Genomic DNA, 13,100 nt, shown 5'->3' with positions numbered 1-13,100 from the left:
TTATTCAAAAATCCTCTACAATATGATAAAATGTATTTAGATTTTTAAAGCTAGATTTAAAGTTAATCTTTCTTTAAAATATAAAATATATATTGAAATGAAAGGAGATGTATGATTAAAAGAGTATCATTACTAATGTTATCAATTTTAATGATGATGACTGTTGCTGTGCAATCATACAGTAAAGAGTATAAAATGAAAGTAAAGATTATTACTGCAAAAGGTGATGTTAATATTAATTTGTTATCTGATAAATCGCCTGTAACTGTTGCTAATTTTGTAAACTTAGCAAAAAAAGGATATTATGATGGATTAAAATTCCATAGGGTTATTGACAACTTTATGGCACAAGGTGGAGATCCAACTGGAACAGGAATGGGAGGACCAGGATATCAATTTGAAGACGAAGTTAATAATGGACTGAATTTCTCGAAAGCTGGTAAACTAGCTATGGCAAATGCAGGGCCAGGAACAAATGGAAGTCAATTTTTTATAACAACAGTTCCAACAGAATGGTTAAATGGTAATCACACAATATTTGGAGAAGTTGCGTCAGAAGCTGATTTAGATGTTGTAAAAAAATTATCTAATGGAGATGTAATGACAAAAGTTGTAGTTGAAGGAGACATTGATGCTTTCCTAAAAACTCAAAAAAATAGAGTTGACAGCTGGAATAAAACTTTAAAGCAAAATTTTCCAAATAAATTTTAATTAAAGGGGGAAATAAATATGGCAAAAGAAAAAGTAGTTTTAGCATATTCAGGTGGACTTGATACATCGATTATCATACCTTGGCTAAAAGAAAATTATGATTTAGAAGTGATTGCGTGCTGTGTTGATGTTGGACAAGATGAAGATATGGAAGCTGTAAAAGTTAAAGCTATCGAATCTGGGGCTTCTAAAGTTTATGTAGAAGATAAAAAAGAAGAATTTGTAAAAGATTATGCTTTTCGTGCCTTAAGAGCGGGAGCAGTTTATGAAAATAAATATCTGTTAGGTACTTCATTTGCAAGGCCTTTAATTTCAAAAGTATTGGTAGATGTGGCTCATAAGGAAGGAGCTTCGTATATTTGCCATGGATGCACTGGTAAAGGAAATGATCAGGTTAGATTTGAAACTGGAGTATTTTCATTAGATCCAACATTAAAAATAATAGCTCCTTGGAGACTTTGGGACATTTCTTCAAGAGAAGATGCGATTGATTATGCACAAAAAAATGATATAAAAATAACTGTAACGAAAGAAAAAATTTACTCGAGAGATCAGAATTTATGGCATATCTCACACGAAGGTGGAGACATTGAAGGGCTTGAAAATGAGCATAAGGAAGATATTGTCTATATGATGACAACTCCTCCTGAAAAAGCACCAGATAATCCAACATATGTGGATATTACATTTGAACAAGGATGGCCAGTAAAAGTAGATGGGGAAAATTTAGATCCTGTCGCATTACTTAAAAAGTTAAATAAAATTGCTGGAGAAAATGGTGTTGGAGTAATTGACATTGTAGAAAATAGACTTGTTGGAATGAAGTCGAGAGGAATTTATGAAACTCCAGGTGGAACATTGCTGATGGAAGCACTAAAAGAATTGGAAACATTAATTTTTGACAAGGATACATTTGAATTTAAAAAGCTGGTATCTCAAAAATATGCAGGATTGGCTTATTCAGGCCAATGGTTTACACCACTTCGTGAAGGACTTGATGCTTTTGTTGATGAGACTTCTAAAAATGTAAATGGTACAATAAAACTGAAATTATACAAAGGAAGTATAAAAATAGCTGGTAGATTTACTGATTTTGCATTATACGATGAGGAAATTTCATCATTTGGGGCAAGTGAGCTGTATAGTCATAAGGATGCGGAAGGATTTATAAAATTATTCTCACTCCCAAACAGGATTAGAGCTTATAAAAAACATAAATAAATTTTAAATAAAGGATTCCTGAAATTAAAATAATATCGGGAATTCTTTTTTATTTCATTCATAAAATAGTTCCAATATCTTGTATTTTTTCAATTTTAACAGCTAGAATCCTATCTTTAATCATTTTTATGTTCTGAAAATTAATTTAAAATTCAGAATATTTTTGTTATTAGAGAAAATTTGGAAATAAAAAATCCGATCTACCGTTCTAACTTAATTTTTGGTTGCCTGTAAAATGTTACAGGTGGTAGTCATATTTATAAACTGTACAGAATCCGTACAAAACATAGCGTAGTCGTGATTTTCCTGAGACAGAATATAAAGGGATAACCCCATTAAAATAGAGTAAAGCCCAAAAATTCGATGTTAGTGGCGAATAGACCAGAAATTAGAATTTATTATTTAATTGTTTTTATTAATTTTAATTATGTGTTTATTATAACTGTTATCTAAAAAAATGTCAAATATTCTTTTCAACAAAATTAGGTAAATTTATTAGATAAATGCCATTTTCTTTTTTTGTTAAAATATCTCTTTTGCATAAATTGGAAATTTCCCTTGATAATGCAGGTCGTGTTACTTCAAAACGTTTTGCTAATGCTGAAATACTAGGAAGAAATTTAATTTTACCATTTTCAGAATTTTCTTTTACATAGCTAAGTATTTTTTCTTCAATTGTTTTATGGGTAAAATTAAACCAGATTCTTTTCGAAAGATGCTGGCTTCTATTTGAAATCTCATTTATGAAGTTAAGTAAAAGTCTTTTATCTGCCTGAATTAGATCCAAATATTTATCTTTACTGAAAAATAAAAATTCGGAGTTTTCAAGAGTTATAAGATCAACTGGAAAAATATTGTTTTTTCCAAACAAAAATGCTGATGCGAGAACTTCTCCAGATTTCATCTGATTGATAATGATTGTGTCTCCGTTAAATTTCTGCATTTCTCCATGTGCCATTCCTTTAATAATAATTATTACTTGTTTTAATGTATCTCCCCGAAAGAATACAGTTTCATTTTTTTTATAGTTTTTTATCTTAAAATCAATTTTTGTTAGACAATTTGCAATTTCTTTAGGATTTAATCCTTTGAATAAGGAAACTTTTGTTAAAAAAAGTGATAAATCTTCTATTTTCATTTTTAACCTTCTCTATTTAGTATTTTTGTATCAAAATAATTTGTTTACAAAATATTTTGAATATGTTATGTTTTATATTATCATTTTTGTTTTTTGATTTCAAGAAAAATTTTGATTTTTTCTGGTAGTTCACAAATTATATTAAAAATGTTATAATATCAAATAGCAATAAAAAAGGGTGAGAACATTGAATATTACTTTATATAGAAAATATCGGCCCCAAAATTTTGATGAAATTGCAGGACAGGAATTTGTGTTGCGGGCGATAAAAAATTCCCTAAGAGAAAATAAGTTGTCACATGCGTATTTATTTACAGGGCCACGTGGTGTGGGAAAAACGACTATTGCAAGGCTTATTGCAAAAGGTGTGAATTGCTTAAATAGTGAGGATGTGACAGATAATCCTTGTGGGAAATGTGAAAATTGCCGTGAGATTTCTCAAGGGATTTCTATGGATATGATTGAAATTGATGCAGCTTCTAATCGTGGGATTGATGAAATTAGGGAACTGAAGGAAAAAATAAATTATCAGCCTGTTAAAGGAAGAAAAAAAATATATATAATTGATGAAGTTCATATGCTTACAAAAGAGGCATTTAACGCACTTTTGAAGACATTAGAAGAACCACCGTCACATGTTATATTTATTCTTGCGACAACAGAGATTGATAAAATACCAGATACAGTTATTTCTAGATGTCAGCGGTATGATTTTTTGCCGATTAACAAGGAAGATATAAAAAAATTGCTAAAAAATGTGGCTGAAAAAGAAAATATTACAATTGACGATGCAAGTCTTGATTTGATTTATCGTAAGTCCGAAGGAAGTGCAAGAGACAGTTTTTCTATTTTTGAGCAAGTTGTATCAAATTTTAACAACGAAGAAATTGATATCACAAAGACGCAAAATGCTTTGGGAGTTGTGCCTGATGTAATTTTGGAAGAATTTTTAAATCTGATACGAGAAAGTGATAAAGAAAAACTTGTAGATTTTATTGATAAAATTTGGGAAGACGGGCTTATAATCGAAACTTTTTTGAAAGATTTTTCATATTATCTGAAAGAGCAGTTTAAGAAAAAGACTGATTTACCAGTAAATTTTCTGCTGGATACAATAAGTGCGATTTTTTTTACTTTAAATGAGTTTAAATATGAAGAAGATAAAAGATTGCTTGGCTATGTTCTGATTCACGAACTTTATAAAAGTCAGAAAAATAATTCACAAAATATAAATTCTAGTGAAACTATCTATTCTTTTGACAAAAATTACATAAAAGAAGTGTCTAGCAATATTTGTGAAAAAGTTATAAGCCAAATTTCAAAAAATCCAAAAATAGCAAGTTTGGCTTCTACAGCTGAAACCCAAGAAAAAGAAAATATGGAAAAAACTCAAAAATCAGAAAGTACTACAAAAGATTATGATATTTTAATTTTTTCTAAAAATTGGGAAAAAGTGTTGCTGGGGATAAGAAAAGAAAGTGTAATGCTTGGAGCATTAGTAATTGAAAGTTTTCCAGATAGAGTGGAAAATGGTGTATTACATATAAGATTTCCCAAGGAGCAGAAATTTCATAGTGAACAAATTTTACTGCCAGAGAAAAAGGCCAAAATTGAAAAAGTTATTAATCATATTTGTAATTCAGATATTACAGTTCATACTTTTCTCGAAAGTGAAAATTCACAAAATGAAGAAGATAAGTTTATGCAAAATGCAGTTAAATTTTTTGGTGGAGAGATTTTAGAAAAAAAATAATTTTAAATATAGTAAAACTGCTTTAAAACAAAACTCAAAAGTTATGACTATTTTACTCAAACCCTAAAATTATATAATTTTTAGTAGTTTAATTTTAAGTAGGTTTGAGTATATTTTAAAACATAAGAAAAATTTTAACATATCAATAAAGCTATTAGCAAAGAAAGGAATGATAAATATGAAAATTAAAGTTATTTTGAAAGAAAATATAAAAGGTGTTGGGAAAAAAGATGAAATAGTAGAAGTTAAGGATGGGTATGCAAATAATTTTTTGTTAAATCAAAACAAAGCAATACTTGCAACGCCTGAAAATATTAATAAATTGAAGGCAAAAAATGAAAAAATTCAGAAAAATCATGATAAAGACGTAAAAAACGCAAATGAACTAAAAGAATTTTTGGCAGAAAAAGAAATTGTCTTAAAAGTGAAGGCTGGAGAAAATAACAAAGTATTTGGATCAATTGGGGCAAAAGAAATTGTAGAGGCTTTGAAAGAGCAGCTGAATGTTGAAATTGATAAAAAGAAAGTATCTGCCAGCTCAAAAGTTAAAGAAATTGGATTACACAATGTAGAATTAAAACTTCATTCTGAAGTTAAGGCAAATTTAAAAGTTAGAGTTGAAGCAAAATAATTTTAAAAAAGATATGAGATTATCAAATATATTAAAGTGCTGTATGTTTTAATTTTGATTTTTAAATTATATTATTATAGAAAATAGAAAGTGAGAAATTTTAAAAATGGGATTATATGATCTGGAAGATGAGGAAAATAGCAAACCTTACAGTATAGAAGCTGAAGAGGCACTTCTTGGCTCTGTCTTTATAAATCCCAATGTTATAGGTGACATTGTTGATATTGTAACGGTGGAAGATTTTTATAAAAATAACTATAAGCTGATTTTTTCTGAGATGATAAAAGCTTATAATATGGGTAAAATAATTGATGTGCTTCTAATAATAGAATCTCTAAAAAAACAGGAGCTGATAGATGAAATTGGTGGAGAAGATATTATTTACGACTTGACGGAAGTTGTGCCTACTGCTGCGAATGCTGTTAATTATGCTCAGATTATAAAAGATAAGTCTGTACAGCGTCAGTTAATAGATATTGGTGAAAAAATTGTAAAAATGGCTATGCGAGGATATGATGAAGTTGACACGATGCTTGATAAGTCAGAAAGCATGATTTTTAAAGTTGCAGAATCTAAGCAGAAAAAAGATATTGTACCTCTGTATGAATTAGTTCAAGGTAAGATAACCCAAATGGATAATTATACAGATAATAAAGGTAAAATAACTGGTATTTCTTCGGGATTTAATAGATATGACAGTATAACAAGTGGCTTTCATGGCTCGGATCTTTTGATTCTTGCAGCACGTCCTGCAATGGGAAAAACTGCATTTGCATTAAATCTTGCAATAAATGTTGCAAGACAAGGTAAAGGTGTGCTTATATACAGTTTAGAAATGGGAAATGAGCAATTGTTTGACAGGCTTGTAGCAAGTGAGGCAAAAGTAAGGTTAAAAGCCTTAAAAGACAGTACTTTGTCTTCAGAGGAAATGATAAATTTAGGAAATGGACTTGGACGGCTTTCTGAAATGCCAATTTATATTTCGGATTCTTCAAGTGTAACAATGCTGGAAATAAAGGCAACTGCAAGAAGGCTTAAGTCCGAAGGTAAATTGGACTTTATGTTAATTGACTATCTGCAGTTAATCAGTCCTTCTGAAAATTCGAGAAAAAGCAGGGAACAGGAAATATCAGAGATTTCACGGTCGTTAAAAATACTTGCAAAAGAACTGAATATACCGATTGTAACGTTGTCGCAATTATCACGTGGGGTAGAGCAGAGAGTTGACAAAAGACCGATTTTATCAGATTTAAGAGAATCAGGGGCAATTGAGCAGGATGCGGATATGGTAATGTTTTTATACCGTGAAGAATATTATCACAAGGATACAGCCCAGGAAGTAAATAATCTTGATATTCCGCAGCAATATGTGGATAAGGCGAAGCCGCAATCAAAAGATGACGACAGTAAACTGGAAAAAGTCGAATTAATAATAGGAAAACATAGAAGTGGACCGACTGGAACAATAGAACTTGGCTTTAGACCAAGCTATCAACAATTTGTAAACGTGGTAGATGATGAATTTGCACCATTGCCACAATAATAATTTTAAGCAAAAATAAATTTAAAGGAGAGAAAGCAAAAAATGGAAAACAGAAAAAGGGTAGAATTACTAGCACCAGCAGGAAATATGGAAAAATTAAAGACAGCATTTCACTTTGGAGCTGATGCATGTTTTGTTGGAGGAAGTTCATTTAATTTGAGAGGAATGTCTTCAAACTTTAAAAATAAGGAATTAAAGGAAGCTGTAGATTATGTTCATAGTTTAGGTAAAAAAATATATGTTACATTAAATATTTTTGCACACAATACAGAAATTGACTATTTACCAAGATTTATAAAAAAATTGGATGAATTTGGCGTAGACGCTGTAATTGTAGCTGATCTTGGAGTTTTCCAGACAGTAAGAGAACACGCTCCAAATCTTAAAATTCATGTAAGTACACAGGCAAACAATACAAACTGGATGAGTGTGAAAACTTGGAAGGATTTAGGAGCAAAAAGAGTTATTCTAGCTAGAGAAATGTCTCTAAAAGAAATAAAAACAATTCGTGAAAAAGTACCAGATGTGGAAATAGAAGTATTTATTCACGGAGCAATGTGTATGGCTTACTCGGGAAGATGCTTACTAAGTAACTATTTTACAAACCGTGATGCAAATCGTGGAATTTGTGCACAGGACTGCCGTTGGAACTATAAAGTGATTGCAGAAGGTCATGAAGAAACTGGAGCTCATGACATTGTTGAAAATGAAGAAGGAACATATATGTTCAATGCTAAAGATTTATGTTCTATCGAGTTTATTGATAAAGTAATTGAAACAGGCGTAGATTCATTAAAAATTGAAGGAAGAATGAAAAGTATCTACTACAATTCAACAGTAGTAAAACAATATAAAAGAGCATTGGATAATTATTATTCAGGAAATTACAAATATGATCCAGACTGGCTGAAGGAACTTAAAACAATCAGCCATAGACAATATTCAAATGGATTTTATTTAGGACCGACTTCTGAAAAGGATCAAAATTATGAAACAGGACTTTCTTATAGCCAAACATATAGACTTGTTGCAAATGTACTTGAAAAAGTTGATACAAATAAATATAAAATTCAGATAAGAAATAAAGTTTATGCAACTGAAACTTTGGAATTGGTACGTCCAATTGGAGACGCTGTTAAATTCAAAGTAGAAAACTTTTTAAACACAAAAAATAACGAATTTCAAGAATATGTAAATCCAAATACAATCGCTATTATTGAGACTGATGTGGAAATGGGACCGATGGATTTAATTAGAATTAAACTGCCTGAAGGACAATCAGATAGCGATATGGATACCGAAGATTTTTAATTTAAATAAATTATAATTTAATTTAAATTTTAACAAATAAAAAGCGTTGAGAATAAAAGGTAGTATTTTTTAATCTTTACTAAACTATTTATTCATCGAAAATTGTTTAAAAAAAAAGATAAAAAACTATACAAATCAAAAAAAATGAGTTATAATTATCTATATCCAAATAACTTTTTATTTTTAGAAATAAAAATTCTTGGAGAAATAAAAATTTTAAAGAAAAATAGAAGTGGAGATAATTATGAGAGAAAAAATATTAGTAATTGAAGATGATCCTAAAATTTCAAGATTATTAGAAATTGAATTAAAATTTGAAGGATTTGATGTATTTTTTGCATACGATGGTAAAGAAGGGCTAAATATGGCAAAATATGGTTCATATGACATCATCTTGCTAGATGTTATGCTTCCTAAGATGAGTGGAATGGAAGTATGTAAAAGGATAAGGGAAACTTCACAAGTACCTATCATTATGCTTACTGCAAAAGATGAAATTAGTGACAAAGTAGTTGGATTTGACTACGGAGCAGATGACTATATGACAAAACCATTCTCAAATGAAGAATTGCTTGCAAGAATAAAAGCTCTTCTTAGAAGAACTAAAAAATCTGTTGTTCACAAAGGTGTATTTGAATTTGAAGATTTGACAATTAACTATTCAACTTACGAAGTGTTCAGAGATTATGGAAAAAATTTGATTCAATTATCAAAAAGAGAATTTGAACTTCTTGACTTTTTAGTATTAAATAAAGGAATTGTTTTATCAAGAGATAAAATCTTGGAAGAAGTTTGGGGATTTGATTATATCGGAAATGATAATATTCTTGATTTGTATATTAAATATTTAAGAGATAAAATTGACAGACCTTATGAGAGAAAATTTATTCAGACTGTAAGAGGAATTGGATTTATTTTTAAATAAGGAGTAAAGAATGAAAAATTTAAAATTAGAAGATCGTATTTCAGCAAATTACGCTCTTCTATTTTTGGTATTAATATTAGTTTCTAATATTATTCTTGTTTATTCACTGCAAAGGCAGTCAAACAAAGTGCTTGAAATTTCTGCGAGAGATAAAATAGAAGAAATAAACAGTTTTTTGGATAAGGTTGGAGTTTTTTCTGAAAAAACAAATGTGCTTACACTTGATTTTAATCCTGAAATTGTGGAAGGAAAAAAAGTTATTCATGTGAAACCATTTAATCCGGGCGAAGAGAATTATTTATATGTTCTTGAAATAAAGCAAAATAAGGATACAGTAATTCCAATTAATACAGTTGGAGATACAGATACAGAAGAAGCCTCTATGACTAATGAAAAGATGGCTGACTTGCTTGAAAGCTACAATGTAAAAGACAATATTTCAGACGGAAAAATAATAAATATTGAAAAAAATAAATATTTTGTCTTTAAGGTAAGCCGTGAAATAAAAAATTATAAATTTAATATTTATACACTAAAAAATATAACACAGGAAAATAAAATTTATAAAAGGTTGGAATATCTTGTTATCCTGTTTACTATAATTGGAGTTGTTATAACGATCATTGTTTCAAAAGTAATGAGCCGAAGAATTTTAAAGCCAATCAATAATGTAATAAGAACGGCAAAAAGCATTTCAACGGATGACCTAAGCAAGAGAATAGAAGTACCAAAAGGGGAAGACGAGCTGCAAAACTTAATACTTATTATAAATGAAATGTTAGATAGGTTGGAGACTTCATTTGAGAATCAGACAAAATTTGTATCAGATGCTTCACATGAACTGCGAACACCACTTGCAATTATAAAAGGTTATGCAGAAATTATAAGAAAACGTGGAACAGCAGACATTGATATTTTTGTGGAATCAATAGATTCAATAATTAGTGAAACGGATAATATGCGTAATTTGATACAGAAACTACTATTTTTAGCTAAAGGTGAAATTACAAAAATTAATACAAAATTTATAGATATTGATGCAAATGAAATGGTACATCAAATTCATTCTGACACGGTAGTTTCTACTAAAACTCATAGTTTCCATTTGGAAATGGGAGAAAATTATAAAATTAAAGGAGATGAAACATTGCTTCAGCAGGCAATTAGAGCCTTAATTGAAAATGCTGCAAAATATTCAGAGCCACATACAAATATCTATATCAAATCAGCTATTAAAGATGGATTCGGACAGATTTCGATTCGAGATGAAGGAATTGGAATTTCTGATGAGGATGCAAAAAGAATATTTGATAGATTTTACAGAGTTGATTTATCAAGAACGAAGGCAACTGGTGGAACAGGACTTGGACTTGCGATAGTGAAAAGAATTGTGGAAATACATAATGGAAGAATAAAGATAAACTCTAAAATGGATAAAGGAACGGAAATTTCAATTGTATTACCTATTGGAGAAACTCTTGAAAAAACAGAGGAAGAAAATATAAAAAACGTTAAGAAAGAAAAGTCTGAAAGAAGAAAAGCAGTATTTAGTTTCTTAAAAAAGGAAAGAGAACATAAACATAAAAAAAGAAAAAATAGAAAGGGAAAATAATGGCTAGAAAATATTTTGGAACTGATGGAATGAGAGGAGAAGCCAATAAAGACTTAACAATCGACTTAGTAACACGTCTAGGGCTGGCTCTTGGATATTATTTGAAAAAGCATAGAAAAAAAGCTGGAAAGCCAAAAATTATTCTTGGAACTGATACAAGAATTTCAGGTTATATGATTCGTTCAGCTCTTACAGCTGGACTAAATTCTATGGGAGTAAATATTGATTTTGTAGGAGTATTGCCTACTCCAGGAGTTTGCTATCTAACTAGAAAATTAAAGGCTGATGCGGGAATTATGATTTCTGCTTCACATAATCCTGTAAAGGATAACGGAATAAAAATATTTAGTCAAAATGGTTATAAATTACCTGATTCAGTTGAAGAGGAATTAGAAAAATTAATGGAAAAAAAGGATGAACTTTTAAAACATCAAGTGCCAGGAGATGATTTAGGAACATTTAAATACGTGGAAGATGACATGAGAATTTATTTAGATTATTTAACTTCTACTGTAAAAACTAATTTTTCAAAATTACGAATTGTAATTGATACAGGAAATGGTGCAGCGTATAGAATTGCTCCAAAAGTTTTTCAAGCCTTGGGAGCAGATGTTGTTGTAATTAATAATATTCCAAATGGGAAAAATATTAATGTCAATTGCGGATCTACTCATCCAGAACTTCTCCAAGATGTAGTAAAAGTTTATAAGGCTGATTTAGGTCTTGCTTATGATGGTGATGCTGACAGATTGATTGCTGTTGACAATACAGGTGAAATTATAAATGGAGATTTGATTATTGCGATTATTGCTGAATATATGCAAAAGAGAGGACTTTTGAACGATAATAAGGTCGTAACAACTGTTCTTAGCAACATGGGATTTGAAAAATATCTGGATGAAAAAGGAATTGGATTAATTCGTGCAAATGTTGGAGATAGATATGTTCTTGAGAAAATGAAAGAATATGGACTAAATATTGGTGGAGAGCAGTCTGGACATATTTTAATGCTTGACTACAACACAACTGGAGATGGAGTTTTATCATCAATTCAACTTGTTGCAGCTATTTTAGAAAGCGGAAAAACATTACATGAACTTGTAAAAGGAATAAAATTATGGCCTCAAGATTCTAAAAATATCTTTGTTGCAAAAGAGAAAAAAGCAACTTGGGAAACAAATAAGGAATTAATTGATTTCATAAAGGCAAAGGAAAAAGAAATTGCTGGAAAAGGTAGAATTTTAGTAAGAGCTTCTGGAACAGAATCACTTATAAGAGTAATGGTTGAAGCAGAAAGCCAAAAAATTGTTGATAAATATGTAGCAGAATTAAGTAAAAAAGTAGAAGAAACACTTTGCTAATTAGAAAAAATGTTTATAAAAAAAGAAAATCATAGTTAACTAGGCTATGATTTTTTTCTTTAAATTAATTTTTTTTCCTTGAATTTACTTCATTTACAAATTTTTTAAATAATTTTTGTGCAGTTTCGTCATTAATTGCCATCATTTCTGGATGCCATTGAACCCCAACGATAAAAATTTCATCTGAAATATTTTCGATCGCTTCAATTACTCCATCCGCACTTTTTGCAGTTACAGTGAACCCTTGTGCCAGTTCATTTATTATTTGATGATGATAACTGTTTATAAATCCGATTCCTTCAGGATAAATATCGCTTAAAAAACAATTACTTGCCACAGTGATAGAGTGAGTTGGAGTGTGAGCTCTAGCTTTTTGAAAGTGCTTTATTGAAACGTTTTTATTGTAGGAAAGATCTTGATAAAGAGAGCCTCCAAATTCAACATTAGCAATTTGCATTCCACGACAAATTCCAAAAATTGGCTTTTTATAAGTTACTGCATAACGAACAAGAAGTGAGTCAAATTTATCACGCTCTGGAAATATTTCTCCCAACTTCTCCTTTGGTTCTTCTCCATAAAGAAGTGGAAAAACATCATTTCCTCCAGTTAAAATTATTCCATCCACATTTTTTACAAATTCCTCAATAATATCTTCATGTTCATTTAAAGGCAGAAGGTGTGGTACACCACCAGCATTTATAACAGCATTGATATAGGAAACATCAACATAAGCACGCTTATATCCAGCAAAAAGCCCTTTTTCCAGTCCAAGTATATTACTTGAGATTCCAATGATAGGTTTTTTCATATTGTCCTCCAATTTATAAATTTTAACATATAGATTTAATCATATATTTTTTTATTAGTCAAATAATTTATATTATTTTTTATATT

11 protein-coding genes and 1 other RNA gene are annotated in these 13,100 nt (G+C 29.8%); 9 read left to right on the top strand and 3 right to left on the bottom strand.

Annotation, left to right across the window (positions count from 1 at the left end):
* The first annotated feature begins 156 nt into the window (after positions 1 to 156).
* Positions 157 to 711 carry a peptidylprolyl isomerase gene (locus tag AB8B23_RS09920; protein ID WP_369713930.1) on the top strand — a complete coding sequence of 185 codons (555 nt, stop codon included), beginning with the start codon at positions 157 to 159 and terminating at the stop codon, positions 709 to 711.
* Positions 712 to 729: 18 nt separating this feature from the next.
* On the top strand, positions 730 to 1,932 hold the full coding sequence (locus AB8B23_RS09915) for an argininosuccinate synthase (protein WP_369712612.1): 1,203 nt from the start codon (positions 730 to 732) through the stop codon (positions 1,930 to 1,932).
* A gap of 188 nt (positions 1,933 to 2,120) precedes the next feature.
* Here AB8B23_RS09915 and ssrS read toward each other — a convergent pair.
* Together ssrS and AB8B23_RS09905 are read right to left on the bottom strand one after the other, a co-directional pair.
* Positions 2,121 to 2,323: non-coding RNA, 6S RNA (gene ssrS, locus AB8B23_RS09910), on the bottom strand.
* Between the two features lie 69 nt (positions 2,324 to 2,392).
* On the bottom strand, positions 2,393 to 3,070 hold the full coding sequence (locus tag AB8B23_RS09905) for a Crp/Fnr family transcriptional regulator (protein WP_021744748.1): 678 nt from the start codon (positions 3,068 to 3,070) through the stop codon (positions 2,393 to 2,395).
* Positions 3,071 to 3,257: 187 nt separating this feature from the next.
* Between AB8B23_RS09905 and dnaX the strand changes: the two genes are divergently transcribed.
* The 7 genes from dnaX (at position 3,258) to glmM (ending at position 12,206) form a co-directional block, all read left to right on the top strand.
* A complete protein-coding gene (dnaX, locus tag AB8B23_RS09900; RefSeq protein WP_369712611.1) occupies positions 3,258 to 4,823 on the top strand; it encodes a DNA polymerase III subunit gamma/tau in 1,566 nt (521 codons plus the stop codon).
* Between the two features lie 178 nt (positions 4,824 to 5,001).
* A complete protein-coding gene (gene rplI, locus AB8B23_RS09895; RefSeq protein ID WP_039901469.1) occupies positions 5,002 to 5,454 on the top strand; it encodes a 50S ribosomal protein L9 in 453 nt (150 codons plus the stop codon).
* Between the two features lie 106 nt (positions 5,455 to 5,560).
* Positions 5,561 to 6,997 (top strand): replicative DNA helicase, encoded by a 1,437-nt coding sequence (gene dnaB, locus AB8B23_RS09890; protein WP_369712610.1) that lies wholly within the window; start codon positions 5,561 to 5,563, stop codon positions 6,995 to 6,997.
* 42 nt (positions 6,998 to 7,039) lie between these two features.
* Complete coding sequence (locus AB8B23_RS09885; RefSeq protein ID WP_147005957.1) at positions 7,040 to 8,308, top strand: peptidase U32 family protein; 1,269 nt, start codon at positions 7,040 to 7,042, stop codon at positions 8,306 to 8,308.
* Positions 8,309 to 8,552: 244 nt separating this feature from the next.
* Positions 8,553 to 9,233, top strand: a complete 681-nt coding sequence (locus AB8B23_RS09880) for a response regulator transcription factor (protein ID WP_021744742.1) — start codon at positions 8,553 to 8,555, stop codon at positions 9,231 to 9,233.
* A gap of 10 nt (positions 9,234 to 9,243) precedes the next feature.
* Positions 9,244 to 10,845, top strand: coding sequence for a sensor histidine kinase (locus AB8B23_RS09875; protein WP_021744741.1), 1,602 nt, complete (start codon positions 9,244 to 9,246; stop codon positions 10,843 to 10,845).
* On the top strand, positions 10,845 to 12,206 hold the full coding sequence (gene glmM, locus AB8B23_RS09870; protein ID WP_369712609.1) for a phosphoglucosamine mutase: 1,362 nt from the start codon (positions 10,845 to 10,847) through the stop codon (positions 12,204 to 12,206). The genes AB8B23_RS09875 and glmM overlap by 1 nt, the downstream gene beginning before the upstream one ends.
* Before the next feature lie 64 nt (positions 12,207 to 12,270).
* Here glmM and AB8B23_RS09865 read toward each other — a convergent pair whose 3' ends face one another.
* Positions 12,271 to 13,014 (bottom strand): gamma-glutamyl-gamma-aminobutyrate hydrolase family protein, encoded by a 744-nt coding sequence (locus AB8B23_RS09865; RefSeq protein WP_369712608.1) that lies wholly within the window; start codon positions 13,012 to 13,014, stop codon positions 12,271 to 12,273.
* Between the last annotated feature and the right edge of the window lie 86 nt (positions 13,015 to 13,100).

This window comes from Leptotrichia sp. HSP-342 (genome assembly GCF_041199995.1).
Taxonomy (GTDB): Bacteria; Fusobacteriota; Fusobacteriia; order Fusobacteriales; family Leptotrichiaceae; genus Leptotrichia; species Leptotrichia mesophila.
This window is presented reverse-complemented; position numbering and strand designations above follow the sequence as displayed.

What these genes read in the sequence shown, in the direction of transcription:
- AB8B23_RS09920 (WP_369713930.1), top strand. Translation starts at nt 157, where the DNA reads ATGACTGTTGCTGTGCAATCATACAGTAAAGAGTATAAAATGAAAGTA.
- AB8B23_RS09915 (WP_369712612.1), top strand. Translation starts at nt 730, where the DNA reads ATGGCAAAAGAAAAAGTAGTTTTAGCATATTCAGGTGGACTTGATACA.
- AB8B23_RS09905 (WP_021744748.1), bottom strand. Translation starts at nt 3,070, where the DNA reads ATGAAAATAGAAGATTTATCACTTTTTTTAACAAAAGTTTCCTTATTC.
- rplI (WP_039901469.1), top strand. Translation starts at nt 5,002, where the DNA reads ATGAAAATTAAAGTTATTTTGAAAGAAAATATAAAAGGTGTTGGGAAA.
- dnaB (WP_369712610.1), top strand. Translation starts at nt 5,561, where the DNA reads ATGGGATTATATGATCTGGAAGATGAGGAAAATAGCAAACCTTACAGT.
- AB8B23_RS09885 (WP_147005957.1), top strand. Translation starts at nt 7,040, where the DNA reads ATGGAAAACAGAAAAAGGGTAGAATTACTAGCACCAGCAGGAAATATG.
- AB8B23_RS09880 (WP_021744742.1), top strand. Translation starts at nt 8,553, where the DNA reads ATGAGAGAAAAAATATTAGTAATTGAAGATGATCCTAAAATTTCAAGA.
- AB8B23_RS09875 (WP_021744741.1), top strand. Translation starts at nt 9,244, where the DNA reads ATGAAAAATTTAAAATTAGAAGATCGTATTTCAGCAAATTACGCTCTT.
- glmM (WP_369712609.1), top strand. Translation starts at nt 10,845, where the DNA reads ATGGCTAGAAAATATTTTGGAACTGATGGAATGAGAGGAGAAGCCAAT.
- AB8B23_RS09865 (WP_369712608.1), bottom strand. Translation starts at nt 13,014, where the DNA reads ATGAAAAAACCTATCATTGGAATCTCAAGTAATATACTTGGACTGGAA.